This window comes from Curtobacterium sp. CFBP9011 (assembly GCF_034045095.1).
Taxonomy (GTDB): domain Bacteria; phylum Actinomycetota; class Actinomycetes; order Actinomycetales; family Microbacteriaceae; genus Curtobacterium.
In genome coordinates this window covers 91,504-117,710 of record NZ_JAXCWN010000003.1, presented here as the reverse complement: position 1 = coordinate 117,710, position 26,207 = coordinate 91,504, and the positions used below count along the sequence as shown (strand labels likewise).

Here is a 26,207-nt window from a genome sequence, read left to right as displayed (position 1 = left end):
ATCGGTCCCTTCGTCGAGAGCAGTGGAGAGCAGGCGGGTCAGCGGGTCAGCCGGTCAGCGGACGCCGCGGATGCGCGAGACCGAGAAGATCCCGAGCAGCCCGATGACGGCGCCGGTGATGAAGAACCCGGAGTACCCGCCGGTGACGGCGATCACGCCGGGAGCGGCCGCTGGCACGAGCGACTGCGGAAGCGCCTGGGCGATGTTGACCACACCGAGGTCCTTCGCGTTGTCCTGGTCGGACGGCAGCACGTCGGTGATCAGCGCGAGGTCGACCGCGTAGAAGACGCCCATGCCGGCCCCCATCACGAACTCGCCGACGAGGACCATGCCGAGCGACGGGGCGATCGCGATGATCACGAGCCCGGCGATGCCGACGATGCCGGCCACCGCGACGAAGAGCTTCCGCCGACCGAGCCGATCGGAGAGCCAGCCGGCCACGAGCGAGGTCAGGACGATCCCGATGACGTTCCAGAGCGTGCCCTGGAACACGGCGTTCGCCAGGTTCGTCTTGTCGACCCCGATGTCGTCGCGCAGGAAGTAGGTGAGGTAGCTGACCGCCGTGTACTGCGCCGCGACCATCATGAACCGCGTCAGCCACGCCCAGCCGAGGTCCGGGTGCTTCCGGGGGTTGAACACGAACGACCCGAACAGCTGCCCGATCCCGAGCTTCGACGTCGGCTTCGCGGCGAGCACGCGGTCACGGAAGACCACCGCGTAGAGCACGACCACGACCGAGCCGATCGCCCCCGGGATGATCATCTGCGACGCCGACGTCGAGAAGAGCTGCACCAGGAAGGTGCCGCCCACGAGTGCGAGGTTCTGCGCCAGCCCGAGCAGTGCCGCCACCCGACCGCGCTGCGACCGCGTGACGTGGTCCGGCAGGACCGCCGTCAGCGCCGCGATGGTGGCGTTGTAGGCGATCTGCGCCACGGCCCACCCGATCACGAGCACGACGGTGGACGTCGTCGTCGCGACGACCACGAGGGCTGCGAACCCGACCACCGTGCCACCGATGATCCACGGACGACGCATGCCGAGCCTCCCGGCAGTCCGGTCGCTGAAGCGACCCGCCAGGGGGTTGGCGACCATCGCGGCGAACGCGCCGATGCCGAGCGCCAGGCCGAGCACGCCCGCCTGGTCCTCCGGAGCGATCTCGGCGACCTTGAGCGCCATCGCGACGAGCACGGGTGGCAGCAGGGCGATGTACAGACCGAACATCGCGAGCGGCATGCCGATCGTGTACATGAGCGGGCTTCCACGTCCGACGGTGGGAGCCACCGCGGTCGGGGTGTCGGGGACGAGTCGTGCGTCGTTGGCCACGGCAACCTCTTCTCGGGAACGCCACCGCCATCGGTGACTCGCACGCCTCCGTCGGCGGCTGTCGCCACCGTAACACCAAAACCGACTAGCACTAGGTTTTTGTCGGCAGTCCGAGCGGTACAGTCCTGCCATGGCACGACGAGGTTCGTACGCGAAGGGCATCGCGAAGCGCGAGGAGATCCTGACGGTCGCGCTGGACCTCGTCGCCTCGCAGGGTTTCCGACGGACGAGCATCAACGACATCGCCGCAGCCGTCGGGCTCACCCAGGCCGGCCTGCTGCACTACTTCGACTCGAAGGACGACCTGTGGGTCGAGATCCTCCGACGCCGCGACCAGCTCGACCTGGAGCACGACTGGCACGCCTCGGACCCCGCGGCATTGCTCATCGCGATCGTCCGGCACAACGTCGAGGTCCCCGGTCTCGTGCAGATGTTCGTCAACCTGTCCGCGGCGGCCGCCACCGACCCCGAGCACCCGGCGCACGCCTACTTCCGGGAGCGCTACGAGCGCAGCCGCCGTGACCTGTCCGCCGACTTCCGCGCCATGCAGCAGGACGGCTTCCTCCGACCGGACGTCGACCCGGTCGAGCTGACGACCGTGCTGCTCGCGGTGTCCGACGGCATGCAGCTCCAGTGGCTCTTCGACCCGTCGTACGACATGGCGCGGCACGTCGAGCTGGTCGCGCGGCTCGCGATCGCACAGGCGGTTCCTGCCGGCTGAGGTCGGGCCCCGATCTGGAGGCGCGGCTCGCGTCCGGCAGGACGGGGACGGGCCGCGCGCGACGCGGTCGATGATCTTGGACGCCTCCGACGACCGACCGGCGGCCGGTACGGTGCTGAGATGCTCCCCGCTCCCACCACGCGGCTCCGCTTCCGTGAGATGACCCCGGCAGACCTCGACGACATGGCCGACCTGCTCGGAGACCCGCAGGTCATGGAGTTCTACCCCGCATCGAAGAGTCGCGACGATGCCGCGCGATGGATCGCCTGGAACCAGGACAACTACGCCGCCCACGGCTTCGGACTCTGGATCATCGAGACGCACACCGGGCAGTTCGTCGGTGACTGCGGACTGACCTGGCAGGACGTCAACGGCGTCCCGATGCTCGAGGTCGGCTACCACGTGCGCGCGACGCTCCACGGGCAGGGCTACGCAACGGAGGCAGCGGCTGCCTGTCGCGATTTCGCTCGTGCTGCACTCGATGCGGCCGAACTCGTCGCGATCATCCATCCCGACAACGCTGCCTCTGAGCGGGTCGCGCTGAAGATCGGGATGACGCGACGAGCAGACGACCATGGCGGGCCCATCGCTGTTCGCACGGTGCTGGGGATGATGCTGTGAACGTGTCTCGGTGGGCGATCCGGGAGCCAGAACAGGTGTCCGGCGAACAGCACGGTGCCGGTGACGATTCTGGGACGTGCCAGCACGCTGCCGTGCGCGTGGCATGAAGTTCGTCCGAGGAATCATCGCCGGAACGTCATGCGTGAATTGCAGACCTGTCCGGATGGCGGCGAAACCGACAAGGACGGCGATCAAGACAATCTGAAGTCCCGGGCTGGTCGCTGCGGTCGTTGTTGAGTCAAGATACGTGGATGACCTTCCCGTTGTTCAGCCTTGTGCTCGGTGCCTTGGTGCTCGTGGGTGGCGTTCTGCTCCTCACTCCGCTCGGACGACAGCGTCGCACTGTCGTGACCGTGGCGATCGTGCTGTTGAGCGCGGTGGTGCTGGCAGGCCTCGAGATCATGGCGTTGTTCCTCGGCGTCCTCTCCAGTTCAGATTGGCTGCCCGACCAGAATTAGCGGGTGCCGGCACTTCCATGATCTTCCGCGCCAGACAGAGGCACGGAGATCGATGCCCGTCCGGTGACCGGAGAGTGTGTACCCGAAGTCGGCGCCCCCGTGACTCGGGCGTAGATCACCGTGCGGAGACCTAGAACACCGGTCGGTCCGCGGTGGACACGATCACTGCTGCGAGTACGGCGAGAACGCAGACCGTGCCAGACACACCCCACTGCCACCGCGGCACTGTGCGCCGTGTGACGACGAGGAGATGCGCGAGAAGCGCCAGGGTGGCGAGGGCAGAAACCACGGTGCCCACGATCGCTGGTTCGAACAGTGCGATCTGCTTCATCGCGACTCCGCTGGCGCCAGGTGCGGAGTACCGCGTCAGGCCGATCTGGCTCGCGGCGACGACCAGTGCGAGAGCAGCAGCCAGGAGGAAGCCGGAGGCGATGATGATGCGCTGAGAACGGGGCATTGCCTCAGTATGGAGATCTCGACGGTCCGCACGCCGCGTCGCTCGTGCTGGACGTGAGACATCAGCTCAGGTTCTTCGGCAGACCGCGACTCATGCGCAGCTTCTGCGCACGTCGCTCCCGCACGTAGTAGACCCACGACCACACCGGGAAGACGTAGAAGACAAGGACGAAGAACCACATCACCGGATCCAGGCTGGTGTCACCCGGAGTCGGTTCGATCAGTCCGAGACTCTGCGCGACCAAGAACCCGATGCCGACTGTGACCCCGACCATGATCACGGTCAGCACGATGGAGATGATGAGCAGCCCGGATGCAGAGTTGACCGGGGGCACCGCGCTCCCGACGCTGCCTTTGTAGACGCCGTACTCCTCCGAGCTCAAGCCACGGCGCTTGGCGTCTTCCTGGGCCAGCCGCTCGTAGTAGCCCGGTCCGTGTTCCATCGGCTCCTCGGTCATGGCGAGCAGCTTCGCACACCCGCGGCAACATCTCGCCAGGTAGCCGTCAACTCTCTCCCGCAGGAACGGGACACACCAGGCCTCGTCTCGCTAGCCGATCCGATTTTAAGAGTGCGAGTTGTGCACGAAGCACCGCTCCGCGTCAGATCTCAGAAGGGGGTCCGCATGACAGCCCACCGCCGGTGACGGTTCTGCGACACGCCAGGAGCTGGGCAAGATCCGCGAGTGGGCCGCAGCCAACGGCCACGAGGTCTCCTCCCGCGGCCGGATCAGCCAGGCCGTTCGCGATGCGTACGACGCGGCACACTGACGCCACTCCCCCACCTACGGCATTCGAAGAGCTCGGCAAGATCCGCGAGTGGGCAGCAGCGAACGGCCACGAGGTCTCCTCTCGCGGCCGGATCAGCCAGGCAGTCCGCGACGCATACGACGCGGCGCACTGACGCCATTCCCCGCAGATGGCAATGGCCGGCCGTCGCCGTACGCGCCGATAGTCGTCTTTTATGTCGACTGCCCAGTGCGATTTCATCGACGCAACCTGCAATCGTCCCTCGCAGATGCACGCCGTTCCTGCAGTTATGCCGGCACAATGAGGGCAATCACGCCAACGGCAACATAGGTCGCAGGCAGCACATAGTTCATCAGCGTGGTGAAGCGCTCCGCTGACTTTATTGCGGCGAGGCTTAGCACCTCGTTGCGCTCCTCAATGCTAAGCAGATCAGCTATCGAACCGATGTCCTGTCGAAAACTCCTCAATGGAGCGCGCGCAGGTAATGACTCGAACAGCAGACTCCAAATAGCCAGCCCGAAAAGAAATAGTGCAATTAGGAGCTGTAGGCTCTCTGCCTGAGACTCTGAAAGAGCAGCAACCGAACGCCCTGCAATAACTCCACCCACGGCGAGCAAAGATGCAATGCATCTTTCTGCCGTGTTTTTGACCATCGTCGACGTTCGTTCCGACGCTTGCTCCGCGGCCGCGATAGCGGTTGAGCGTGCGGCGCGGCGGGCCAAGAGCACCTCACCAATGGTATTGCGGCGAAGGGTGGCGCACACATCCCTCGCTGCCTGCAAAACATCGACGGCGCTAGCCCATGGTGGATCATCTCGGTAAAGACTGGCCACCTGATCGATGGCAATTTGCTGATCCACCGCGTTAGGTTCACTTGCCCAGTCGTATAAGTCGAGCGATGCCCGCGCATTCTCTTCCGAGACATCTAGGCCGCTAGAAGCAATAGAGTGCCTCACTCGTTGAAGACCGAAAATCTCAACGTTCACCCGCCCAGCTTGAGCCTCGTTGAGGTTGACGTTCGTCGAAAGAGCGAGCCACGCCGTCCCAACGGCCAGCCGTGTCATACGCTCTCTTGAAGAGGCTAAATCGTCGCTTCCGTCCACCGGTTGTAACTGCTTTGGCAGCACACCGGAGGGCAGAGCAGACGGGGAAAGGGAAGGACCCACTGCGCCAAGCATATCCGCAAATTTAGAGATATTTGCGCAATGCAATCCGACAATAGCACCGCGACCGAGTCGGAGGTACGATTCAGGTCCTAAGCTAGTAACAACGAAAATAGGTGCTTTCTCGGATCCGAATATAGCTCGGGCGTCCCACACGGGTGTCGCGTCAAGCAGGGCGTGAAAGTCCGCGATGTTCTGCAACAGGGTCCATTCGGCACGATCGTCTGCCCGCCTTAGGGGAAGGCGCAGGTCGCAGCGAACGATCAATTCCCAATCTGCAGGAAGACTCGCCATCGCGTCCGCGTTCCCGCTCGCGGCCCGGTTCGCTGTTGAACGTAGCTCACGACCATACGCAGCAAGCAAATTTCCTGGAACAGAAGTGACCACCCTGCGTCCTGCGGAATCCACCTCGATCTCCGCCACATCATCTCCTACGACTGCACGAGCAGTCACTGTTGCGCCAATAGGTTCTAGCGCTCGGATTCGGTCGAGTAGCGGAGTGATGGCGTCAGATGTGATCGTTACGGTGGCAAAATTAGGCGTCCGAACTAGTGCCCAGCCTTCCGCAACCAAGTCAGAGAGTGTCGCCGTAGCGGCCTGCAGCTCCGCAACCGCCTGCGTAATCGCACTCAACTTACTGTCCCGTTGCCGGACCCCGGCAAGGTATCCGAGTCACTGAAGGTAGGAACGCTGGTAGCGGGTACAAGCGGCAGGTCTGTGCGAACTTCTGTTACCCACACCGTGCCTTCCTGGCGGGAGGTAACACGGCCGATTTCCGCGAGTGGCACCTTTAGTTCAATTCCGTGAGCCTCGTAGGTTTGTTTGGAGGTTGTCGCAAATGATGGTCGGATTATTCCCGGAATTGCTCCGTGCCCGCCAAGGGCTTTCGCCGAGCCGTCTAGTTCCGGTACGTCTTGGTGAATGCGAGTAATGACGTCGTTCGCACTACCACCGTCCCCTGCCGCCGCAACAGCGTCAGCTACCTTGCTCGGCGCAAGCACCGACATAGCCTTCACCAGCGCTTGCTCAGTCAATTTGGCAGTGGGGGATGCGTCGATTTTGTATGCATTCAGAAAATACTGGGCAGTACCAGCCATGGCACCGGCCTGCTTATCGCGGATAATAAGGTCTGAGTGCTGTCGGGGATCAGGCCAGGAGATGCCCTTTTGGATCTCGCCCGGGCTTGGGAGGAGGTCGTCGAAAACCTCCAGACGAATTTCGCCCATAATCTGCATGAGTCTCGCGGCTTCAATTTCTGCATCGAGCTTGAGCAGTGTGACCGACTTGCCGTCGCCATCTGAGCTAACGATGAGAGCAACGACACAGGAGGCTTTTGCTGCGACCGGGAGCATCGCCGTTGCGAGCTTCTGCACCAGTCGCTTGGCGATGTCGACAAATTCTGATTGCTCCGTGGCGTCGAGGGCTGCCATCAGATCTGATTCGAGACTCGAGTCGGGGCGAAATCGGCCTCGTGTCTGCTCATCCGTAGCGGTCGCACGGACTTCATCGATGTGTCTACGAAGGAAGTCCTCCTCGTGATCACCCAAATTGCTCCACGTTGGGTCCAGAACCTTTTTACCGCGTTCCGTAATCACGCCGAGCGCGCACTTCTCGATCATTGACTCATCTCCTTGATCGCAAACAAAGCGGGGCGGTTGCAGTGGAGCGAAGCGAGGTCCCGGCAATCAGCATTGAGGCGGCAGGCACGCTACCGCTCGTCTCGACCCATTGGGGCAAGCACGGAGCACCATCTTTCGCACGTCGTGTGTGATCGATACTCACATAAAGTCCCGACGTTCGTGTGCCACGACCCGCCGAGAGGGCGCTCGAGGACTGCCTAGATTGGCCAGCATGTTGCGCGATAGGCAGTCGAGGGCCCTGTCCGCATGGTCCTAGCGTCCGCTTGCCCCCTCTCGGCCACAGATCTATGCGGAGGTCCGGACGTGACGCAACACAGGATGCAAGAGGTCGCCTCGTGCGGGTCAGTTCAACCGATCAGAACCAGGTCATGGACGACGACGGCGCCGGCGCCGGCGCCGGCGCCGGCGCCGATGACGCTGTCGTCGCCGATGCTCACGCCGGGGCCGACGATGACACCGCCCCCAAGCCACACGTTGTTCCCGATGCTGATCGGGTGGGCTGCTTCGAGCTTGTGGCGGCGCGGCGGCGGATCAATGGGGTGGGTCGGTGTCAGCAGCTGGACGTTCGGCGCGATCTGGCAGTCCTCCCTACGGTGATCCCTCGTCACAGCCCCTGACGCCACATGCAGTCACCGGCCCGCGCCGCGGTCCGCCCCGGCACCGGTCCTCCCCATCACTCACGCCCGGTCGTGCACCGTCACGTGGTGCCCGGCCGGGCCGGCGAGGGAGTACCGGACGACGACGACGATCTCGTCCGCGACCAGCAGCAGGCCAACGGTTTGGGCATGCGCGGGACACCGTCGCTGACCCGTTGGGAGCATTGCGACGATGTGCGACACAATGGCGCTCGTGTCAGCTCCTCAGCAGCGCCTGTCCCGTTGGGCACTGATCCTCGCGACGGCGGGCTTCGTGCTGCTCGGCATCGGGGTCGGCATCACGGTCTGGCAGTGGGCCCATCCCGTCGAGTTCGGCTGGTTCGCGTACGCACCGCTCAGCGACACCGTCTTCAACCCCACAGTGAACCCGAGGTGGCCGCTGGTGCTCGGCTACTGCCTCACGGTGCTCGGAGCACTCGGGCTCGGCGCGGGGTGCGGCATCTACGCAGTCGCCCGTCGCGGACGCGGGTAGGCCCCGGGCCGCCGGGTGCTACCCGAGACTTTCCTCGTCACGACGCGGTTCCCTCGAGCGCGTCGGGCTTCCTCGCCGCTTGGGTCCGGTCCAGCCTCACTCGCGCCGATCCCTGCACGTTCGCCGCACCCCTCGCGGCGTGGCCGGCCGCCCGTGCCTCGACCACGTCACGCACCGTGAGGCCGCATGCCGAGGCCGGGCCGGGCCCCGGCACGGGCCGCGGTTCGCCCCGGCAGACCGCTCCTCCCCGGACTCACGCCCGGTCGTGCACCGTCACGTGGTACCCATCCAGGTCAGCGAACGTGAACGTCCGCCCGAACGGTCCGTCGATCGGACTCGAGACGATGCGGTGCCCGTCGGCCTGCAGGGCGTCGTGCATCGCCTGCACCTCGGTGCCGTGCAGCCAGAGCGCGACGCCGACACCGGGCTGGTCGGCAGCGTCGAGGTCGGTGCCGGGGACGACGTCCCGCAGCGCGAAGGCGATCGGCGTCGTGCTGAAGACGACGGCGTGCGGAGGTCCGGCGGGTGAGCGGACCAGGCCGAGGTACCGCTCGTAGAACGCCTGCGAGGCGTCGAGGTCGCGGACCTGCAGGGAGACGAAGTCGGGGCCGGTGACGGGCATGGTTGCTCCTCGTGTCGATGTCAGTTGTCTGACATCGAGCAGCGTATGTCAGACTATTGACATGAGTCAAGACGGACCCGGCGTCGACCTGCCGACTTCGATCGGCTACCTGCTCAAGGAGACCGCGACCGCACTCCGCACCGCGATGGAGGCCGTGCTCCGCCCGCTCGGCATGACGGTGACGCACTACTCGTGCCTGGAACTGCTGGCGCAGCGTCCCGGTTCGTCGAACTCCGAGCTCGCCCGCGGCACCTTCGTCACCCGGCAGTCGATGAACGTGCTCCTGCAGACACTGGAGCGGGACGGCGTCGTCACCCGCCCGTCGGAGGCCCGCTCCGGCCGGGTGATGCCGGCACAGCTCACCGAGCGCGGTCGTCGCGACCTCGCCGCAGCGACGGCGGCGGTCCGCGGCGTCGAGGACCGGATGCTCAGTGACCTCGACGAGGACGACCGCGCGGCCGCCCGGCGCCTCCTGCAGAGCATGGTCCGGTCACTCCGCGGCGCGGACCAGACCCAGGCAGCGAGTGGTCCGAAGGACGACGCCGCGGGTTGAGGGTCAGGCCTCGTCGAGGAACGCCCGGACGACCCCGACTGCGTCGGGATGGTCCTGCGGCCGGTGTCCGTGCCCGGCGAGCGTCACGTGACGGGCACCGACGATCCGGGAGGCGATGGCCTCGTACTCGTCGTTCCATCCGCCCGTCACCACCAGGGTTGGTACGCCGATCCGGTCCGGGGTGTCCAGGCTCCACGGCCCGGGCAGTCGGCGCTGCCGCTCGGCAGCGAGCAGGTCGGCCGAGTCCGTCGGGGGTGCGATGGTCTGTCCGGCGAGTGCCGTCGCGAAAGCCACGGCGAACTCCGCCGCCGGGAGCGTCGCCGCCCGGTCGAGCACTGGTTGCACCCGACGGATGTGCTCCTCGACCGCCGGGTTCCCCCGCGCCAGGGCGTAGGCGGCGGGCTCGAACAGCACGAGCGCCCGGACCAGGTCCGGACGACGAGCGGCGGCACGCATGGCGACCGGCCCGCCGAAGGAGTGCGCCACCACGGTCGCTCCGGCATCGCACGTCTCGAGCAGCCGGGCCTCCCAGCGGTCCTGGTCGAACGTGGCCGGCCCGTCCGCGCTGTACCCGGGCATCACCGCGAACCACGCACCGGGCAGATCCCCGACAGCCGACCAGGCCCGGTCCGGACTCCGGTTCGAGGCGTGCAGGAACACGATCCGCGCGCCCGTCCCGTCACCCGTCATGGACTGCACGCTAGCGCTGCCCTCCCGCCCGGTCACTCGCCGGCGAGGACGGCGTTCATCGCGATCCACAACGGAACCCACGGAGCGCAGAGCGCGAGGACCAACGCGACTGCAGCACCGACCCGGTGCACGCCTCGCCACAGGAGGACGACCGCAAGGACCACGGTGGTGGACGCTGCCGCGACGCTGACGACCGCCGCGGCGTTCAGGCTCGCACGGCCACTCGCCGTCGCAGCCGGTGTCGGCATCACCCCGAGGGTGAACACGTCCAGCAACGCACCGAACCACAGCATCGCGACGACGACCCCGCAGCCCAGGACGAGTGCGACCCACATCGCCGCGACGACCCCGCGCTCACCCGTCCCCATGTCGCTCATCCACGTCATCGTAGGTGCACTGCTCGCCGTCGGTCGCGATGTCCGATGGCCGATCACCGATGGCACTGCTGCACCCGCGCGGCACCGGCCCGGTCGGGCACACAACCCGAAGGGCGCACGACCCGCCGGACCGGCACGCGACGGACGGGAGGCGCGGCACCCGCTGGCACCGCGCCTCCCGTCCGTCAGCCATCCAGTCGGTCAGGCAGGGCCGGACCGGCGAGCACCCGGCTCAGCGCACCGCGAAGGGCGCCCGGCGCCCCTCACCCCACGCCCAGTGCAGCAGCGCCAACCCGGAGTCGTTCGTGACCCGCAGCGAGAGGTTGCTCCCCGAGCTGCGGACGGTCTCGAGGCTGTAGGTGTCGTCCGTCCGGAGCCCCGGCCAGTAGACCGCGCCGAGGTGCCGCTCCCGTGCAACGGTCGTCACGGTCTGCAGGAACGCGACCGAGTTGTCCGCGTCGGCGTTGCCCGTGGTGGCGGAGCCGCGGTAGTCGAGGCCGGTCGTCATCGGCACGCCGAACTCGTCGAGGACGGTGCGGTTCGAGCACGCCTGGTCGCCGAGTCGGCTCTCGAAGTCGGCCTTCCACTCGGCGGCGTTCCGGGTGCCCCAGTAGCCGTAGTAGTGCTGCGAGACGTAGGTGCCGTCGAGTGCCGGGGCCGCACAGATCGCGTCGACGTGGTCGTTGTAGCCGGTGCCGCTGACGAACACCCGGTCCCGCGGGATGCCCTGCGCGGTGTAGCGCTGCACCCACGTCGTGGCGAGCTGCACCCAGTCGGCCGGGGCGTACCCGAACGGCTCGTTCATCGGCTCGAAGAACACGCCGGAGTCGTGGCTGTACGTGCGGGTCAGGGTGTCCCACATGCCCCACCAGGCGGCGGGGTCGTCGACCTTGCCGTCCTTGCTGGCGTCGCTGCCCTCCCAGTAGCCGAGGACGACCTTGACGTCCCGGTGCCGGGCGGCGTCGATGACGGCTCGGTAGGAGTTCCACCAGGTCGTGCCGACGGAGTACGGGTTGACGGGCAGGCGGACGGTGTCGGCGCCCAGGTCCTTCCGGAACTCACGGATGACCCGGTCGGCCTTGCGGTATGTGGTCCGGTAGTCGTCCGAGGTGGACAGGCCCGACAGCACGACGGGTCCGTTGACGTAGTTGTCGCGCGGGTCGGCCCAGTTCACGCCGTGGAACCGGGTCGGGTCGAGCCGGGCGTCGAGCTGGGCGTCGGGTTGGGCGTCGTGGCCGTGGCCGGCAGCCGAGACCGAGGTGCCGGTCGTCGTCGCCGGAGTCGCGGACGCGGTCGTCGGGACCGCCAGTGCGAGTGCCGTGACGCCGGCGCAGACGGCGGCGACGACGGTCGCGATGCGGCGGAGACGCCCTCGTGTCGGTCGGCCCCTGCCGTCCGTCGAGCTGGTGGTGTGGATGGTCATGGTGTTCCCTCCTGCTCCGTCCTCGGAGCACCCCGGACGCCGTCGTCCTGGGGTCGTCGACGCAGCACGACCGTTCCCCCACCGGTGATGGCAACGTCAACACGGCGAGGATTGCACTCTGCACCACTCGTGTCAACAGGTCGAGTGCGGACGCACCTACGACGGACGGGAGGCGCGGTGCCAGCTGGCACCGCGCCTCCCGTCCGGTGGTCCGACCGTCCCGCGGGCCGAAGGGCTGGCGACCGGCGGGCCGGCGCTCAGCGCGCGGCGACCGCCTGCTGCGCTGCCGTCTCGGCGGCGACCCATGCGAGCATCCCGCACTTCACCCGCATGACGAACTTCGAGACCCCGTGGAACGCGACGAGGTCCTCGAGCACGTCCTCGTCCGGCTCGCCGACGCCGCGGGAGCGCATCATCGTGCGGAACTCCTCGGTCAGCGCCAGCAGCTCCGGCACCGTCCGCCCGACGGCCATGTCGGTCAGGACCGAGGCGGACGCCATCGAGATCGAGCAGCCGTCCCCCTGCCAGGCGACCTCGGCGATGCGGTCGGTGCCGGGCTCCAGACGAACCCGGACGGTGATCTCGTCACCGCACGTCGGGTTCCGTTCGAAGTGCTCGGCGTCGGCGTGCTCGAGCGGGCCGTCGCCGTGCCGGGCCTTGGCGTGGTCCAGGATGACCTGCTGGTACAGGCTGTCGAGGCTGCTCACGAGGCGTCCTCGGCGTCGGCACCGAAGTACCCGCGGATCTCGGCGACGGCGGTGACGAAGCGGTCGACGTCCTGCTCGGTCGTGTACACGTACGTGCTCGCCCGGCTGGTGGCGGTCAGGCCGAGCCGGCGGTGCAGGGGTTGGGCGCAGTGGTGCCCCGAGCGGACCGCGATGCCCTGCGCGTCGAGGTACTGCGACACGTCGTGGGCGTGCACCCCGTCGACCACGAACGCGGCCAGGCCGCTCCGTGCGACCCCGGCGGGCGGGCCGACGACCGTGACGCCCGGCACGGCGGCCAGGCCGGTCAGCATCCGCTGCGCCAGGTGCTCCTCGTGCGCCTGGACCCGCCGCATGCCGATCCGTTCCAGGTAGCGGACGGCTTCGGCGAGCGCGACGGCCTGGGACACGGGCTGGGTGCCGGCCTCGAAGCGCTCGGGGGCCGGCATGAAGTCGGTGTGCTCCATGGTGACGGTCGTGATCATCGAGCCACCGGTGCGGAACGGCGGCAGCGCGTCGAGCATCTCCTGGCGGCCCCAGAGGACGCCGATGCCGTTCGGGCCGAGCATCTTGTGCCCGGAGAACGCGGCGAAGTCGACGTCGAGCGCACGGACGTCGAGCGGCCGGTGCGGTGCGGACTGGCAGGCGTCCAGGACGACGAGGGCACCGACGGCGTGTGCGGCGGCGACGACCTCGGCGACGGGGGCGATCATGCCGGTGACGTTCGAGACGTGGGAGATCGCGACGACCCGGGTGCGGTCGGTGACCAGCGCGAGGGCGTCGGCCGCGGTCCAGCAGCCGGTGTCGTCGACGGGCACCCAGCGGAGCGTCGCACCGGTGGCCACGGCGAGCTCCTGCCACGGCACCAGGTTGGCGTGGTGCTCGGCCTCGGTGACCAGGATCTCGTCCCCGGCACCGAGTCGGAAGCGGTCGGCCTCGGGGCCACCGCGGCCGGCGCTGGCGTTCCGGAGGCCGTACGCGACGGTGTTCAGCGCGTCGGTGGCGTTCGCCGTCCAGACGACCTCGGACGGGCTGGTCGCGCCGATGAACCGGGCGACGGTTGCTCGAGCGTCCTCGTAGGCGTCGGTGCTCAGCGCGGCGAGGGTGTGTGCGCCGCGGTGCACGGCGGCGTTGTCGTGCTCCAGGAAGCGGCGTTCGGCGTCGAGGACCTGCACAGGTCGCTCGGCCGTGGCCCCGGAGTCGAGGTAGGCCAGGGGCTGCCCGTTCACCTCTTGCTGCAGGATCGGGAAGTCGGCCCGGATGCGGGCGACCTCGTCCTCGGTGAGCGGTTCGACGGTGTCGTCCGTCGGCGCTGGTGCAACGATCGTCACGGTGCTGGCCCTCCTGTGCGTCTCGCGGGAGACAACCCGTCAATCGTGGTCGTTCTTCCCGGTGACGTCCAGTCGGGCCAGCACCGCGCGGTCGTCGTGCGGCTGGCGCTACTCGTTGCCGATGCGCTTGTCGGCCTCGTCGCGGGCCTTGTCGATCTTGTCGTCGTACTTGCCGCCGGTGGCCTTCTTCACGGCGTCGGCGACACCGTCGAACACCTTGTCGCTGACACCTTCGGCCTTCTCGCTCTTGAGCGCGTCCTGCACCTTGCCGTCCTGCAGGAAGGACTGGGCCTTCTTCGCGATGTCGTCGAACCCCGCCATGACCGGCTCCTCACTTCGCCGCGGCGCCTGGTGCCCCGCGTCCTGGCGCCGATGCTAACCACCGAACGTGTGCTCGGTCCGGCTCAGGTCATCTGGGCGCTGCGGCGGCGGGCCAGGACGTACGCGACGGCGACCGACCCGCTGACGGCCAGGAGGGACGGGATGAGGATGTCGGTCCCCTGCTGCGTGAACTCGACGACGAGCACGAGGGCAGTGAACGGTGCCCGCATGGTGGTCGCCAGGAACGCGGCCGCGCCGATGAACGCGAACGAGGCGATGCTGCCGCCGTCCACCGGCCAGAGCAGCAGCCAGGCCGCGCCGAGGAACCCGCCGAGTGCGGATCCGATCGCGATCGACGGGGTCAGGGTGCCACCGACCGCGCCGGCGCCGATCGTCGCGGCCGTGGTGACGGTCTTCAGCAGGCCGAGCACCAGCAGCGCCAGGAGTGGTGCCATGCCGAGCAGGGTCGGGCCGTCCAGGTCGGCGTTCATCGCGGCGATGCCGAGGGCCCGGCCGTTGCCCATCACCTCGGGGAACGGCACCGCGACCAGTCCGACGAGCGCGAAGACGACCGGCAGCACCACGAGGAGCTTCCACCCGGTCGGGGCGATGCCCTGCAGCCGGTTCGTGGTCTTGACGAACCCGACACCGGCGAACCCGAGCAGCGGTCCGACGACGACCGCCCAGACCAGCAGCGACGGCGAGAGGTGCATCGCGGGCACGTGGTAGAGCACCTCGTCCGGGATCACGAGCCGGGCGACGAACGCCGCGACCGCACTCGTCGCGAACGCGGGCAGGGCGGTGGCCAGGGTGAGCTCGCCGAGCAGGACCTCGACCGCGAACAGGGCGCCGCCGAGCGGGACGTCGTAGACCGCCGCCAGGCCGGCAGCCGCACCACAGGCCACGAGCACCTTCGTCTCACGACGACTCAGGCCGGCGCGGACCGTCAGCAGCTGGGCAGCCCAGGCACCGATCTCGCGTGGTGCGACCTCTTTGCCGATCGAGGCGCCGAGCCCGACCGCCAGGATCTGCACGCCCGCGTTGCCGAGGGTCACCAGGGACGGCATCCGCTTGCCGCCGACCGCCGCGGGCACGCCGACGACGGGTCGACCCCAGCGTCGGATCGCCCACCACGCCACCGCGGTGAGGACACCGGCGGCAAGGACCGCCAAGAACCGGTTCAGCCCCGAGGGCGCGTCGGCAGCCTCGTGGTGTCCGGCGAACGGGTACCCGAAGGCGACGAACTGGATCAGCTGGAGGGCGAGCCACACGGCGATCCCCGCGGCACCGCCGGCGACGCCGACGAGCGCGGTGACGACGGCGAGTTTCAGCACCCAGGCCGGACTGGCGTGACCGTTGTGTGGCATGTCGGCAAGCGTAGTGGGAGCGCTCCGCTGAGACGATCTGGAGGCCCGGCCCACCACCGGCGGACCGGTCCCGACCTGCGGATGGTGATCCGGGCCTCCCGGCCTGGTGGTCAGACGGCCGTCACGCGGAACGGCACCACCGTCTCGGGGAACGTCATCGGGGCCTGGACGCCGACCACCTCGAGCGCACGGCCCGAGAAGACGCGGTCGCCGGACCACCACGGTGCCGGCTCGAGGCCGGGCACGTCGCCGATGACGAGCGGGTCGACGCGGTACCGGGTCTCCGGGTCCAGACCACGGAACGTGATCCGACCGCGCGGGCTGACCTCGGAACGGCCGACGACGGCCAGGAAGAACAGGGCCTGTCGGCGGTCCGACGCGACCGACCCGTAGACCAGCTGCGTGTCGTCCGCCTGGTCGACCCGGACCAGGTCGCCACCGTGCAGCAGCGGCCGGACCTGCTTGTAGGTGTCGATCCACTCGGTGAGCTCGCGCTCCTCGGCCTCGGTCGCCCGTGCCAGGTCCCACTCGATGCCCAGGTGCCCGTACAGCGCGGTGCCGGCGCGGAAGGCCAGCGTGTGCTGCCGTCCGGTCGTGTGGTTCGTGCCGCTGGCGATGTGCGAGCCGAGCATCTCGGCGGGCAGCAGCTGCATGGTCCAGCGGTTCATCTGCTGCCGCTCGAGCGGGTCGATGCAGTCCGACGTCCAGACGCGGTCGGTGTGCTCGATGACGCCGAGGTCGACGCGGCTGCCACCGGACGAGCACGACTCGATCTCGAGCGCGGGGAACCGTTCCTTCAGCGTCGCCATCAGCCGGTAGGCGGCGAGGGTCTGCTCGTGGACGGCGGCACCGGCGCCACGGGTGCCGGCCTCGACCAGGTCGCGGTTGTGGTCCCACTTGACGTAGTCGACGCCGACCTCGCCGATCACCGCGGTCAGGCGGTCCAGGACGTACTCGTACGCCGCCGGGATCGCCAGGTCGAGCACCTGCTGGTTGCGGGCACGGACCGGCAGTCGACCGTCCGCCTGCATGATCCACTCCGGGTGCTCCCGGGCCAGGTCGCTGTCCTCGTTGACCATCTCCGGCTCGAACCAGAGGCCGAACTCCATGCCGAGCGCCCGGACGTGGTCGACGAGCGGGGCGAGCCCGTCCGGCCAGACGTCCTCGTCGACGAACCAGTCCCCCAGGCCGGCCCGGTCGTCCCGGCGTCCCCGGAACCAGCCGTCGTCGAGGACGAACCGCTCGACGCCGATCCGTGCTGCACGGTCGGCCAGGTCCGTCAGGCGCGCCAGGTCGTGGTCGAAGTAGACCGCTTCCCAGACGTTGATCGTCATCGGGCGGGGGCGGCTCGGGTGCTGCGGTCGCTGCCGGAGCCAGTCGTGGAAGCGGCGGGCCTGCGCGTCGAGGCCGTCCCCGTACGCGCCGTACACCCACGGCCCGGAGTAGGTCGCGTCGCGCTCGAGACGGACCTCGCCGGGCAGGAGCAGTTCGCCGCCGCCGACGACCTGTCGCCCGTCGCTGACCCGTTCGGCGTGGTGGCGGTGGTTGCCGCTCCAGCCGACGTGCACGCCCCACACCTCGCCGCTCGCGAAGCCGAACCCGGGCGTCCCGACGCTGAGCACCGTGGCGGCGTCCGGACCGGTCCGGCCACGACGGCCCTCGCGCTGGTGGGTGCCGACGACGAGCTCGTGGCGCTGCGGGGTGCGTTCCTTGCCCCAGCGTCCGGCGAAGTCCAGGACCTCGCGGGCCCGGCCGGGGACGGGGAGCGCCACCGTCAGGTCGTCGAGCGTGTAGGTGCCGTCGGCGGTGTTCGTCACCGCGGCGCGCAGGCGCACCAGGCCCGACACGAGCATCTCGATCTCGAGGCGGAGCGCCAGCCCGGCGACCTCGTCCGCGGCGTCCACGACCAGGCGCTGCAGTGCGCCCACGTCGCCGGTCCGGGTGACGTCCGAGACCGTGAACGCGGGCGACCAGTCGGCGCCGTCGCGGTGTCCGACGAGGCCGGGACGACCCGTCCAGCCGGTGTGCGCCTCCGGCACCACGCTGAGGCGGACGGCGACGTCGGGCGTGCTCGGCTGCAGCGGCAGGACGTCGGCCTGGGCGAGCGCGGTCAGTTCGGCGTCCGACGACTCCCCGAGGGCAGCACCCCAGTGCACGACGGCGGGCAGGCGGCCGTCCGAGCAGTCGAGCACCAGGGAGACGCCGGCGGCGCTCAGGTGGACGGGGACGGTGGGGAGCTGCGACATCGGGTCTCCTCGGTGCGGACGGACGGGGACGAGCCTCCCGGTCCCGGGCGGTGCGCCGCAACCCGACGCGCTGGTGCACTCAGAACCAGCGGCTGGTGCACTCAGAACCAGCGTTTGGCCTTGAACACGGCGTACAGGACCGCGGCGAACAGCACCATCGCCAGGATCGAGAGCGGGTAGCCCCAGGTCCACGACAGCTCGGGCATGTGTGTGAAGTTCATGCCGTAGATCGCCGCGATGAGGGTCGGGGCGAACAGGATCGCCGCCCAGCCGGAGATCCGCTTCGTGTCGTCGTTCTGCTTCTGCGCGGCCAGGGTCGAGTCGACCGTCAGCGCGTTCTGCAGCAGCTGCCGGAAGGTGTCCAGGCGCTCGACGACCCGGATGGCGTGGTCCAGCACGTCGCGGAAGCGTCGCTGCAACTCGACCGGCAGGTGGTACTTCTCGGCGCCGCGGTGCAGGTCCTCGATCATCCGGATGAGCGGTCGCGCTGCCCGCTGGAAGTCGACGACCTCGCCGAACAGTTCGTAGACGCGGCGGGACACCCCGGCGGAACCGGAGAACAGCTGTCCCTCGATCTGGTTGATGTCCTCCTCCAGGCCGTCGATGACCGGGCGGTAGTCGTCCACGATCGAGTCCATCAACGCCCAGAGCTGCGCCTGCGACCCGGCGGTGACCAGGCCGGGCTTGCCGCTCATCCGCTGCAGTGCGCGCGGGACGGTGCCCGGGCCGCGCGGGTCGGCCTGCACGACGGCCAGGAAGAAGTCCTGGCCGACGAAGGCGTGCACCTCGCCGAACTCCACCTCTTCTTCGGCGTCGCGGTACACGGCGGGCTTCAACACGGCGAAGAGGGTCGACCCGTACCGTTCGAGCTTCGGACGCTGGTGCCCCTCGGCGGAGTCCTCGACCGCCAGTTCGTGCAGCCCCAGGGCGACGGCGACGTCCCCGAGCTCGACCGCGTCCGGCCGGTCCAGCACGATGCACGCGGAGGCACCCTGCTCCTCGATCATCCGGAAGCTGTCGTCGAGCGAGTGGCTCGCCGTCGGAGCGATGCGGTCCACGTACACGGTGTTCAACTCGACGGTCACGGCACCACCGTACGCACCCTGGGCAACGGGTGGGCGAACGACGGCGGGAGGGCGTAGCGTCCAGGTCCTCAGCATGCTGACGAAAGGAACGACCATGCGGTGGATGCGGAAGATCGTGATCGCGGTGAGCGCCGTCGTCGCCGTGGTGGGCTCGTTCATCGGGTCCGGCGCGGCCGGCGGCACCCCGATCGCCGAGGCGGCGGACGGCGCACTGTCGGCCTCGTCGACGGCGATCGCCCCGGGCGGCCCGGCGTTCGGGATCTGGAGCGTCATCTACGTCGGGCTCATCGCCTTCGCCGTGTGGCAGTTCCTCCCCCGCACCGCCGACCGCGCCCGCCACGACCGGCTCGCCGTGCCCGCGACGCTGTCCTTGCTGCTCAACGCGGCCTGGATCCTGTCCGTGCAGTTCGGGTACCTGTGGCTGAGCGAACCGATCATCGTCGCGCTGCTCGGCGTGCTCGCCTGGGCCTTCGTGGTGCTCCGGCGCACGCGGCCGTCGGGTCGCCTCGAAGCGGTCATCACCGACGGCACGTTCGGGCTCTACCTCGGCTGGGTGTGCGTCGCGACGGCGGCGAACACGGCCGCGGTCCTGACAGCAGCGGGCTTCCGCGGGTTCGGTCTCGGGCAGGACGTCTGGGGCGTCGTCGTCGCGGCGGTCGCCGGACTCGTCGGGGTCCTCGTCGCCGTGACCGGACGGGGGCGGATCTCGCCGACCCTGTCGCTCGGCTGGGGTCTGGCGTGGGTCGCGGTCGCCCGCCTCGACGGGCCGCTGGTCTCGGTGCCGACCGCCGTCACCGCCGTCGGTGCGACCGTGGTGGTCGTCGTGGTGACGCTCGTGGCCCGTGCGCGGGCCGGCTGGGCGGCACGTCCGGCCGCACTGCGCGCCGCCTGACCCGGTCGGGCCGACGCCCGGCGCGGGCGTCGGACCCGGTCGGGAGTCGCGCCTCACCCCGCCCCGCCGCCGGGCCCCCGGCAGGCTCAGCGCCCGGCGGCCACCAACCCGTGCGCTGCGGCGACGGCGTCGTTCGTGACCCGCCCCGCGTGCACGTTGAGGCCGAGGGCGAGAGCCGGGTCCGCGTCGAGCGCCCGCTCCCACCCCTGGTCCGCGATGGCCACGGCGTACGGCAGCGTCGCGTTCGTCAGCGAGATCGTGCTGGTGCGGGGTACCGCACCGGGCATGTTCGCCACGCAGTAGTAGACGGCGTCGTGCACCATGAAGGTCGGGTCGTCGTGCGTGGTCGGCCGCGAGCCCTCGAAGCACCCGCCCTGGTCGATCGCGATGTCGACCAGCACCGAGCCGGCTCGCATGTCGGCCACCATCGCGTCGGTGACGAGCTTCGGCGCCGAGGCTCCCGGGATCAGCACCGACCCGATGACCAGGTCGGCGTCCGCCACGGCCGCGGCGATGGCGAGCGGGTTCGACCGGAGCGTCGTCACCCGGCCGTCGAACCGCGCGTCGAGCGCCCGGAGGCGCGGCAGGCTGATGTCGAAGACGGTCACCTCGGCACCCATCCCGAGCGCGATCGTCGCCGCGTGCTCCCCCGCGACCCCGCCGCCGATCACCACGACCCGACCCTTCGGCGTGCCCGGGACGCCACCGAGGAGCAGGCCTCGACCGCCGGTCGCGCGCATCAGGTGGTGCGCGCCGACCTGGGCGGAGAGACGACCGGCGATCTCGGACATCGGCGACAGCAGCGGCAGCGACCGGTCCGGCAGCTGCACGGTCTCGTAGGCGATCGCCGTCGCACCGGACTCGACGAGCGCCGAGGTCAGCGGACGGTCGGCGGCCAGGTGCAGGTAGGTGAAGAGCACCTGCCCCTCGCGGATCAGCGGGTACTCGGACGCCACGGGCTCCTTGACCTTGAGCACCATCTCGGCCTGGTCCCAGACCTGCCGGGCCTCCGACACGACGGTCGCGCCGGCCGCGGTGTACTCGTCGTCGGTGAACGCCGATCCCGTCCCGGCGCCGGCCTGTACGAGCACCTGGTGTCCGTGCATCGTCAGCTCGGCGACCCCGGCGGGGGTGGCGGCGACGCGGAACTCGTTGTTCTTGATCTCGGTGGGGACGCCGATGCGCATGACGGACTCCTTCGTGGGCAGTTGCTCGGTCCCACCATTCAGCCGCGTGTTCGTCATGGCTGTGGTCAGACCGAACGATCACCCGTCTCGACGGAGTTCGGTGTCACGGTGTTCGGTACCGCGGCGCGTGAGACCGCTTCCACCGAACGCAGCACGGCACGCCGGCCGACTGCGATCAGCGACGTAGGCGCGAGCGCAGGGTGTCGCTCGGCAGCTCGCCGAAGCGGGACCGGAACGCGGCCGAGAACCGGCCGAGGTGCCCGAAGCCCCACCCGCGGGCGATGTCCGCCACCGAGGTCTCGTCACGCTCGGCCCGCCGCAGGTCCTCGCGCGCACCGTCGAGCCGCACCGAGCGGAGCAGTTCACCGGGGGTCTGGTCGAGGTGCCGACGGAGCGACTGCTGCAACCCGCGCGGGCTGAGACCGGCGGCCGCGGCGATCTCCGGGGTGCCGATCGGCTCACGGGCGTGGGCGTGCACGTAGTCGAGCGCACGGCGCAGGCGCTGGTGTTCCGGTCCGGTGCCCGAGACGGCGGCACGCCAGGTGCTGCGTCGCGGGAACGCCCGGACGGCGGCGGTCGCGAAGGCCTCGGCGATGTCCCGGCGCGCGACGGCGGAGAGCTCGTTGTCGACCTGCAGCCACGTCGACGAGTGCCGACGGACGGTCTCCTGCCAGATGCGCAGTCCCTCGGGGTCGGGTCGCTCGAGCGGTTCGAAGGCGAAGGTCTCGTCGCCGACCAGGTCGGTGAGGAACGTCCGGTCCAGGTGCACGAGGTTCAGCCCGATGTCACGGTGGTGCAGGTCGTAGACCTCGGACGGCAGGACCATCGGCACCCCCTGCACCAGGTCGACGGAGCGCCCCTTGAACGTGATGGTGCTGCTGCCGCTGCGGAGCCACGCGACGATGACGTCGTCGGACTGGCTCTGGCTGCGCAGGTCGACACCGAACCGGGAGGTCCGGAGCGACATCCGCTCGTCGGTGACCCCGGCGAAGTCCCAGAGCGTGTCCGGGCGGGTGCGTCGGATGACCGGGGCCTTCAGGTCGTAGTCGGCGGTGAAGAACGCCATGGCCTGGTCGATGTCGGTCCCCGCGAGCCGGCGGTAGGAGCGCGTGTCCTGCCGCGGCACGGCTCGGGGCCGCTCGACGCTGCCGGAGGGGCGGGCGACGGACGGACCGGCTTCGGGAGAGAGCACCATGCTCCGACGGTAGATCAGGCCACCGACATCCTGGCCGGTCCGTCCACCCCAGAAGCGGGGACACGACCGGGGTTCCCCGTCCGGGCTCCGGGTCACCGGTCAGTTCTGCAGGATCGCCTGCCCCACGCTCTCGTCGAGGATCAGGTCCGTCACGAGCCCCGCCGCCAGGGCTCCGCGGAGCGACGCCGCCTTGCCCCGCCCGGCGACCACGCAGATCCGCCGCGGTGCGCGCTTGATCGTGTCGAGGTCCGGCGCACCGGCCCGGGCGTTCACCCCGATGTCCTTCCACGACCCGTCCGCGCGGTAGAAGACGGTCGAGACGTCGCCGACGACCTGCGCGGTGACGAGCTCCTCCTGGTCGGACGGGTCCAGGTACCCGCCGGAGTAGACGTGCGAGGGCACCGGGGCCTGCGGGGCGCCGACCCCGAACACGACGACGTCCATCCGTTCGTGCAGGTCGAGCACGCGGCGGATCGAGCGCTCCCGGAACAGCGCGGCCTTGGTGGCGGGGTCGTCGAAGAACGCCGGCACCGGGAACTGCTGCACGAGGGCGCCGTAGGCCTCGCCGAACCGCCGGAGGATCTCGGAGGCGTAGACGATGCCCGTCGTCCGGGTGTTGGCCGCGCCGTTCACCTGCACGATCGTGGAGCCGTGCGTGGTCTTCGGCACGAGGTACCGGCTGACGGCGCTGACCGTCGACCCCCACGAGATGCCGATCACCATGTTCGACTCGATGTACTGCGTCAGGATCCGCGCGGCCGACAGGGCGACCCGCTCCAGGCGGTCGACGTCGCTCGTGTGGTCCGGCACCGGAACGACGTGGGCGTGGACACCGAAGCGGGCGCGGATGCTGCGGCTGAGCGCGGCGGCCTGGTCGAGGGGCGAGCGGATCTGGATGTCGACGAGTCCGGTGTCCCGCGCGTACTTGAGCAGACGGGACACCGACGAGCGGGACGTGCCGAGCTCGTCGGCGATGGCGTCCATCGTCAGGTCCTGCAGGTAGTAGAGGTGTGCGGCCCGCAGGGCCTGCTGGGTGCGCACGGGCTGGGCGGCATCGCTCATGGACCGAGCATGCACGGACGTGCACGACCTCTGCAACCCCGTCCGCGCCTCCCGTCCGCACAGACGCACCACGGGACGCCAGGCGCGACAACCGTTCTGCACGTCCGTGCACGCAGGTTGCCCACGCGTTCCGACGAGCGCACGATCGACGGAGTACCAACGAACCGACCCCAGAAAGCGATGCGAACGACCATGTCGAAGAAGACGCAGCCCAGGAACACGGTCACCGCCCTCACCGGACGCCCGAACGCACAGGTCCTCATCGTCGGTGGTGGCATCAACGGCATCGCCACCTTCCGCGACCTCGCCCTGCAGGGCGTCGACGTCGCCCTCGTCGAGCGTGGCGACTACGCCTCCGGCGCCTCGGCCGCGTCGAGCCACATGATCCACGGCGGCATCCGCTACCTCGAGAACGGCGAGTTCCGCCTGGTGCGCGAGAGCGTGCAGGAGCGCAACGGCCTGATCCGCATCGCCCCGCACTACGTCAAGCCGCTGCAGACGACGATGCCGATCTTCTCGACCTTCTCCGGCATCATGAACGCCCCGCTGCGCATGCTGACGCACAAGCAGCGCTCCACGAAGGAGCGCGGCGCGATGCTCATCAAGATCGGCATGACGATCTACGACTCGTTCTCCCGCGACGGCGGCTCGGTCCCGAAGCACGTCTTCCGCACCAAGAAGGCCGCGCTGCAGGACATGCCGGCCCTGAACCGCGACCTCAAGTACACCGGCACCTACTACGACGCCTCGGTCCACGAGCCGGAGCGCCTGGCGCTCGACGTGCTCAAGGACGGTCTGGCCGCCAGCACCGGCACCGGGTCCGACGCGACCGCCCGTGCGACCAACTACGTCGAGGCCGCCGGCAGCCGCGACGGCGGCGTCCTGCTCCGTGACCGCGAGACCGGCGAGGAGTTCGTGTTCACCGCGGACGTCGTCGTGAACGCCTCCGGCCCCTGGACCGACCTGACCAACGAGGCGTTCGGTGGCGAGACGAAGTACATGGGCGGCACCAAGGGCTCGCACATCGTCGTCGACAACCCCGAGCTCCTCGAGGCGACGAAGGGCCGCGAGCTGTTCTTCGAGAACAACGACGGCCGCATCGTCCTCATCTACCCGCTCAAGGGCCGGGTCCTCATCGGCACCACCGACATCGACGCCGACCCGTCCGAGCCGGCCGTCTGCACCGAGGAAGAGGTCGACTACTTCTTCGGCCTGGTGAAGCACGTCTTCCCGCAGATCGAGCTGGGCCGCGACCACATCGTCTACCGCTACTCGGGCATCCGTCCGCTCCCCCGCCACGAGGACACCGCCCCCGGGTTCGTGTCGCGTGACTACCGGATCGTCGACACCCCGATCGCGGGTCTGCCGAAGACCACCGTCCTGTCGCTCGTCGGTGGCAAGTGGACGACCTTCCGTGCCCTCGCCGCGCACCTGTCCACGGACATCACGACGAAGCTCGGCGTGACCCGCAAGGTCGACACGACCGGCATGCCGATCGGCGGTGGCAAGGACTTCCCGACCACCGACGGGCAGCGTGCGCTGTGGATCAAGTCGCACCGTGACGGCCTGGCGTCGGAGACGGTCGACCGTCTGCTCGAGCGCTACGGCACCCGTGCCGCCGAGGTCGTCGACGTCCTGGTCACCGGCCCGGTCGAGCCGCTCGAGTCCGACGGCACGATCACCCGCGGCGAGGTCCGGTACTTCGCCGAGCGTGAGCAGGCCGTGCACCTGATCGACGTGGTGCTGCGCCGCACGAACCTCGCGTTCGTCGGTGGCGTCACGATCGATCTGCTCGACGAGCTGGCCGACGTCATGGCCGAGACCCTCGGCTGGACGACCGAGGAGCGCGCGGACGAGATCCAGCGCACCCTCGACGTCCTCCGCGAGTCGCACGGCGTCATCGTGCCGCTGACCTCCGCGTCGCAGCTCGCCTGACCCCTCCCGCACGACGCAACCTGGGCGGTTCTCCGCAGCGACATCACGCTGCGAGGAGCCGCCCAGGTTGCGTTTCGCGAGGACGCGCGGGGACCGCGAGGACCGCGGGTCGGACTGGAGGCGCGGGCCGGGCCCGTCAGAACCGCTCGCCGGTCGGGTCCTGCGCGCCCAGGTCGGCGAGGTCGTCGCCGCCGATCGGCTCCCCCGCCCAGTCCACGAGGCGCCAGCCGTCCGCGGTCGATCCCTCGAGCTCGACGACGCCGGTGTTCTCCAGGTGCCGGTTCCGACCGAGGTCGGCCGGCACGTTCTGCGCGGTCACCGCAGCCCAGATCCGGATCGCCGCACCGTGACTGAACGCCGCGGCGACCTCGGCACCGGTCGCCTCGATCTGCTGCACGGCGTCGTCGTAGCGGGCGAAGAAGGCGTGCCCGTCCTCGGCGCCCGGCATCCGCTCGTCGCGGTCCCCCGCCGCCCAGGCGTAGGCCGCCGCCAGGTAGCTCTGCACCGACACGGTGTCGCGCTTGCCCTGCAGGTCGCCGGCCTCGATCTCGCGGAGGCCGGGCAGCACCACCGGCTCGAGGTCGAGCGCCCGGGCGAGCGGCGCGGCGGTGATCTGCGTGCGCACCATGGACGAGGTGAAGAGCCGCTCGATCCCCCGGTCGCCGAGGGCCGCGGGCAGCGCCTCGGCCTGCTCCTGCCCGAGGTCGGTCAACCCGGGTCCGGGCACCTCGGCGTCGAGCAGGCCGGTCACGTTGGCGGGGGTCTGTCCGTGGCGGACGAGGAGCAGTCGCATGCCCTCACCCTACGGATCGACCCGGACGTCACCCCTGCCGGGTGTTCCAGCGCGGGTTCTTCTTGTTGATGACGTAGACGCGTCCGCGGCGGCGGACGATCTGCGAGCCGGGGATCTTCTTCAGTGCCTTGAGCGAGTTGCGGACCTTCACCACGAGCCTCCTTGTT

The 26,207-nt window shown here is 69.4% G+C and carries 29 protein-coding genes and 1 pseudogene; 9 read left to right on the top strand and 21 right to left on the bottom strand.

The genetic code is table 11. The features are described 5' to 3' along the window. Positions 1-54: 54 nt before the first annotated feature. Entirely contained in the window at positions 55-1,323 is a 1,269-nt protein-coding gene (locus SOM35_RS07830) for an MFS transporter (RefSeq protein ID WP_320514990.1), read from the bottom strand. A 130-nt stretch (positions 1,324-1,453) separates the two neighbouring features. On the opposite strand from SOM35_RS07830, the gene SOM35_RS07825 reads away from it, so the two are divergent. The 3 genes from SOM35_RS07825 to SOM35_RS07815 all read left to right on the top strand — a co-directional run bounded on the left by SOM35_RS07825 (position 1,454) and on the right by SOM35_RS07815 (position 3,123). Beyond that, the gene (locus SOM35_RS07825) at positions 1,454-2,044 is read left to right on the top strand and encodes a TetR/AcrR family transcriptional regulator (RefSeq protein ID WP_320514989.1); all 591 of its coding nucleotides are present in this window, start codon (positions 1,454-1,456) and stop codon (positions 2,042-2,044) included. 120 nt (positions 2,045-2,164) lie between these two features. Next, positions 2,165-2,665 (top strand): GNAT family N-acetyltransferase, encoded by a 501-nt coding sequence (locus SOM35_RS07820; protein ID WP_320514988.1) that lies wholly within the window; start codon positions 2,165-2,167, stop codon positions 2,663-2,665. A gap of 251 nt (positions 2,666-2,916) precedes the next feature. Next, on the top strand, positions 2,917-3,123 hold the full coding sequence (locus SOM35_RS07815) for a hypothetical protein (RefSeq protein WP_320514987.1): 207 nt from the start codon (positions 2,917-2,919) through the stop codon (positions 3,121-3,123). Between the two features lie 130 nt (positions 3,124-3,253). Here the strand turns inward: SOM35_RS07815 and SOM35_RS07810 are convergent, their stop codons facing one another. Together SOM35_RS07810 and SOM35_RS07805 are read right to left on the bottom strand one after the other, a co-directional pair. After that, positions 3,254-3,580: a hypothetical protein gene (locus SOM35_RS07810; protein ID WP_320514986.1), complete on the bottom strand. Its 327-nt coding sequence runs from the start codon at positions 3,578-3,580 to the stop codon at positions 3,254-3,256. A 61-nt stretch (positions 3,581-3,641) separates the two neighbouring features. After that, positions 3,642-4,037 (bottom strand): hypothetical protein, encoded by a 396-nt coding sequence (locus SOM35_RS07805; RefSeq protein WP_221850255.1) that lies wholly within the window; start codon positions 4,035-4,037, stop codon positions 3,642-3,644. A 208-nt stretch (positions 4,038-4,245) separates the two neighbouring features. Between SOM35_RS07805 and SOM35_RS07800 the strand changes: the two genes are divergently transcribed. Continuing rightward, positions 4,246-4,347, top strand: a complete 102-nt coding sequence (locus SOM35_RS07800) for an Lsr2 family DNA-binding protein (protein WP_422653318.1) — start codon at positions 4,246-4,248, stop codon at positions 4,345-4,347. After that, a complete protein-coding gene (locus tag SOM35_RS07795; RefSeq protein ID WP_414648561.1) occupies positions 4,325-4,480 on the top strand; it encodes an Lsr2 family DNA-binding protein in 156 nt (51 codons plus the stop codon). Before SOM35_RS07800 ends, SOM35_RS07795 begins: the two co-directional genes overlap by 23 nt. Positions 4,481-4,613: 133 nt before the next feature. Here SOM35_RS07795 and SOM35_RS07790 read toward each other — a convergent pair whose 3' ends face one another. The 3 genes and pseudogenes from SOM35_RS07790 to SOM35_RS07780 form a co-directional block, all read right to left on the bottom strand. After that, positions 4,614-5,912: a hypothetical protein gene (locus tag SOM35_RS07790; protein ID WP_320514985.1), complete on the bottom strand. Its 1,299-nt coding sequence runs from the start codon at positions 5,910-5,912 to the stop codon at positions 4,614-4,616. Positions 5,913-6,118: 206 nt separating this feature from the next. Continuing rightward, positions 6,119-7,108, bottom strand: a complete 990-nt coding sequence (locus SOM35_RS07785) for a hypothetical protein (RefSeq protein ID WP_320514984.1) — start codon at positions 7,106-7,108, stop codon at positions 6,119-6,121. Positions 7,109-7,476: 368 nt separating this feature from the next. After that, positions 7,477-7,716, bottom strand: a pseudogene (locus SOM35_RS07780) (DapH/DapD/GlmU-related protein); the annotation flags it as partial. A gap of 262 nt (positions 7,717-7,978) precedes the next feature. On the opposite strand from SOM35_RS07780, the gene SOM35_RS07775 reads away from it, so the two are divergent. Next, entirely contained in the window at positions 7,979-8,257 is a 279-nt protein-coding gene (locus SOM35_RS07775) for a hypothetical protein (protein WP_320514983.1), read from the top strand. A gap of 253 nt (positions 8,258-8,510) precedes the next feature. On the opposite strand, the gene SOM35_RS07770 is transcribed toward SOM35_RS07775, so the two are convergent. Then, positions 8,511-8,879, bottom strand: a complete 369-nt coding sequence (locus SOM35_RS07770; protein WP_320514982.1) for a VOC family protein — start codon at positions 8,877-8,879, stop codon at positions 8,511-8,513. A 61-nt stretch (positions 8,880-8,940) separates the two neighbouring features. On the opposite strand from SOM35_RS07770, the gene SOM35_RS07765 reads away from it, so the two are divergent. After that, entirely contained in the window at positions 8,941-9,432 is a 492-nt protein-coding gene (locus SOM35_RS07765) for a MarR family winged helix-turn-helix transcriptional regulator (RefSeq protein WP_320514981.1), read from the top strand. A 3-nt stretch (positions 9,433-9,435) separates the two neighbouring features. Here SOM35_RS07765 and SOM35_RS07760 read toward each other — a convergent pair whose 3' ends face one another. The 9 genes from SOM35_RS07760 to SOM35_RS07720 all read right to left on the bottom strand — a co-directional run bounded on the left by SOM35_RS07760 (position 9,436) and on the right by SOM35_RS07720 (position 18,976). Beyond that, a complete protein-coding gene (locus SOM35_RS07760) occupies positions 9,436-10,122 on the bottom strand; it encodes an alpha/beta fold hydrolase (RefSeq protein WP_320514980.1) in 687 nt (228 codons plus the stop codon). Positions 10,123-10,154: 32 nt separating this feature from the next. Beyond that, a complete protein-coding gene (locus SOM35_RS07755) occupies positions 10,155-10,499 on the bottom strand; it encodes a hypothetical protein (protein WP_320514979.1) in 345 nt (114 codons plus the stop codon). Positions 10,500-10,731: 232 nt separating this feature from the next. Further along, the gene (locus SOM35_RS07750) at positions 10,732-11,922 is read right to left on the bottom strand and encodes a glycoside hydrolase family 5 protein (protein WP_320514978.1); all 1,191 of its coding nucleotides are present in this window, start codon (positions 11,920-11,922) and stop codon (positions 10,732-10,734) included. A 257-nt stretch (positions 11,923-12,179) separates the two neighbouring features. Further along, positions 12,180-12,629, bottom strand: a complete 450-nt coding sequence (gene sufU / locus SOM35_RS07745) for a Fe-S cluster assembly sulfur transfer protein SufU (protein WP_320514977.1) — start codon at positions 12,627-12,629, stop codon at positions 12,180-12,182. Continuing rightward, the gene (locus SOM35_RS07740; protein WP_320514976.1) at positions 12,626-13,957 is read right to left on the bottom strand and encodes a SufS family cysteine desulfurase; all 1,332 of its coding nucleotides are present in this window, start codon (positions 13,955-13,957) and stop codon (positions 12,626-12,628) included. Before SOM35_RS07740 ends, sufU begins: the two co-directional genes overlap by 4 nt. Before the next feature lie 108 nt (positions 13,958-14,065). Then, complete coding sequence (locus tag SOM35_RS07735; RefSeq protein WP_111074725.1) at positions 14,066-14,278, bottom strand: antitoxin; 213 nt, start codon at positions 14,276-14,278, stop codon at positions 14,066-14,068. 83 nt (positions 14,279-14,361) lie between these two features. Continuing rightward, positions 14,362-15,645, bottom strand: a complete 1,284-nt coding sequence (locus SOM35_RS07730) for a chloride channel protein (protein ID WP_320514975.1) — start codon at positions 15,643-15,645, stop codon at positions 14,362-14,364. Between the two features lie 110 nt (positions 15,646-15,755). Continuing rightward, positions 15,756-17,891: an alpha-galactosidase gene (locus tag SOM35_RS07725; protein ID WP_320514974.1), complete on the bottom strand. Its 2,136-nt coding sequence runs from the start codon at positions 17,889-17,891 to the stop codon at positions 15,756-15,758. A gap of 101 nt (positions 17,892-17,992) precedes the next feature. Further along, entirely contained in the window at positions 17,993-18,976 is a 984-nt protein-coding gene (locus tag SOM35_RS07720; RefSeq protein ID WP_308118852.1) for a magnesium and cobalt transport protein CorA, read from the bottom strand. 103 nt (positions 18,977-19,079) lie between these two features. On the opposite strand from SOM35_RS07720, the gene SOM35_RS07715 reads away from it, so the two are divergent. Further along, positions 19,080-19,868: a tryptophan-rich sensory protein gene (locus SOM35_RS07715; RefSeq protein ID WP_320514973.1), complete on the top strand. Its 789-nt coding sequence runs from the start codon at positions 19,080-19,082 to the stop codon at positions 19,866-19,868. Positions 19,869-19,954: 86 nt separating this feature from the next. Here SOM35_RS07715 and ald read toward each other — a convergent pair whose 3' ends face one another. The 3 genes from ald to SOM35_RS07700 form a co-directional block, all read right to left on the bottom strand. Further along, positions 19,955-21,055: an alanine dehydrogenase gene (ald, locus tag SOM35_RS07710; RefSeq protein ID WP_320515205.1), complete on the bottom strand. Its 1,101-nt coding sequence runs from the start codon at positions 21,053-21,055 to the stop codon at positions 19,955-19,957. A 175-nt stretch (positions 21,056-21,230) separates the two neighbouring features. Further along, a complete protein-coding gene (locus SOM35_RS07705; protein WP_320514972.1) occupies positions 21,231-22,250 on the bottom strand; it encodes an AraC family transcriptional regulator in 1,020 nt (339 codons plus the stop codon). Positions 22,251-22,349: 99 nt separating this feature from the next. Further along, positions 22,350-23,312 (bottom strand): sugar-binding transcriptional regulator, encoded by a 963-nt coding sequence (locus SOM35_RS07700; protein ID WP_111074730.1) that lies wholly within the window; start codon positions 23,310-23,312, stop codon positions 22,350-22,352. A gap of 192 nt (positions 23,313-23,504) precedes the next feature. Between SOM35_RS07700 and SOM35_RS07695 the strand changes: the two genes are divergently transcribed. Continuing rightward, complete coding sequence (locus tag SOM35_RS07695; RefSeq protein ID WP_181439225.1) at positions 23,505-25,247, top strand: glycerol-3-phosphate dehydrogenase/oxidase; 1,743 nt, start codon at positions 23,505-23,507, stop codon at positions 25,245-25,247. A gap of 136 nt (positions 25,248-25,383) precedes the next feature. Here the strand turns inward: SOM35_RS07695 and SOM35_RS07690 are convergent, their stop codons facing one another. Both SOM35_RS07690 and ykgO read right to left on the bottom strand, forming a co-directional pair. Then, complete coding sequence (locus SOM35_RS07690; protein ID WP_320514971.1) at positions 25,384-26,040, bottom strand: histidine phosphatase family protein; 657 nt, start codon at positions 26,038-26,040, stop codon at positions 25,384-25,386. 28 nt (positions 26,041-26,068) lie between these two features. After that, positions 26,069-26,191, bottom strand: coding sequence for a type B 50S ribosomal protein L36 (gene ykgO, locus SOM35_RS07685; protein WP_111074819.1), 123 nt, complete (start codon positions 26,189-26,191; stop codon positions 26,069-26,071). Positions 26,192-26,207: the final 16 nt, after the last annotated feature.

Coding starts and splice junctions, on each gene's coding strand:
- SOM35_RS07825 (WP_320514989.1), top strand. CDS start 1,454: ATGGCACGACGAGGTTCGTACGCGAAGGGCATCGCGAAGCGCGAGGAG.
- SOM35_RS07820 (WP_320514988.1), top strand. CDS start 2,165: ATGCTCCCCGCTCCCACCACGCGGCTCCGCTTCCGTGAGATGACCCCG.
- SOM35_RS07815 (WP_320514987.1), top strand. CDS start 2,917: ATGACCTTCCCGTTGTTCAGCCTTGTGCTCGGTGCCTTGGTGCTCGTG.
- SOM35_RS07810 (WP_320514986.1), bottom strand. CDS start 3,580: ATGCCCCGTTCTCAGCGCATCATCATCGCCTCCGGCTTCCTCCTGGCT.
- SOM35_RS07805 (WP_221850255.1), bottom strand. CDS start 4,037: ATGACCGAGGAGCCGATGGAACACGGACCGGGCTACTACGAGCGGCTG.
- SOM35_RS07795 (WP_414648561.1), top strand. CDS start 4,325: ATGCGTACGACGCGGCACACTGACGCCACTCCCCCACCTACGGCATTC.
- SOM35_RS07785 (WP_320514984.1), bottom strand. CDS start 7,108: ATGATCGAGAAGTGCGCGCTCGGCGTGATTACGGAACGCGGTAAAAAG.
- SOM35_RS07770 (WP_320514982.1), bottom strand. CDS start 8,879: ATGCCCGTCACCGGCCCCGACTTCGTCTCCCTGCAGGTCCGCGACCTC.
- SOM35_RS07765 (WP_320514981.1), top strand. CDS start 8,941: ATGAGTCAAGACGGACCCGGCGTCGACCTGCCGACTTCGATCGGCTAC.
- SOM35_RS07760 (WP_320514980.1), bottom strand. CDS start 10,122: ATGACGGGTGACGGGACGGGCGCGCGGATCGTGTTCCTGCACGCCTCG.
- SOM35_RS07755 (WP_320514979.1), bottom strand. CDS start 10,499: ATGAGCGACATGGGGACGGGTGAGCGCGGGGTCGTCGCGGCGATGTGG.
- SOM35_RS07750 (WP_320514978.1), bottom strand. CDS start 11,922: ATGACCATCCACACCACCAGCTCGACGGACGGCAGGGGCCGACCGACA.
- SOM35_RS07735 (WP_111074725.1), bottom strand. CDS start 14,278: ATGGCGGGGTTCGACGACATCGCGAAGAAGGCCCAGTCCTTCCTGCAG.
- SOM35_RS07730 (WP_320514975.1), bottom strand. CDS start 15,645: ATGCCACACAACGGTCACGCCAGTCCGGCCTGGGTGCTGAAACTCGCC.
- SOM35_RS07725 (WP_320514974.1), bottom strand. CDS start 17,891: ATGTCGCAGCTCCCCACCGTCCCCGTCCACCTGAGCGCCGCCGGCGTC.
- SOM35_RS07715 (WP_320514973.1), top strand. CDS start 19,080: ATGCGGAAGATCGTGATCGCGGTGAGCGCCGTCGTCGCCGTGGTGGGC.
- ald (WP_320515205.1), bottom strand. CDS start 21,055: ATGCGCATCGGCGTCCCCACCGAGATCAAGAACAACGAGTTCCGCGTC.
- SOM35_RS07705 (WP_320514972.1), bottom strand. CDS start 22,250: ATGGTGCTCTCTCCCGAAGCCGGTCCGTCCGTCGCCCGCCCCTCCGGC.
- SOM35_RS07700 (WP_111074730.1), bottom strand. CDS start 23,312: ATGAGCGATGCCGCCCAGCCCGTGCGCACCCAGCAGGCCCTGCGGGCC.
- SOM35_RS07695 (WP_181439225.1), top strand. CDS start 23,505: ATGTCGAAGAAGACGCAGCCCAGGAACACGGTCACCGCCCTCACCGGA.
- SOM35_RS07690 (WP_320514971.1), bottom strand. CDS start 26,040: ATGCGACTGCTCCTCGTCCGCCACGGACAGACCCCCGCCAACGTGACC.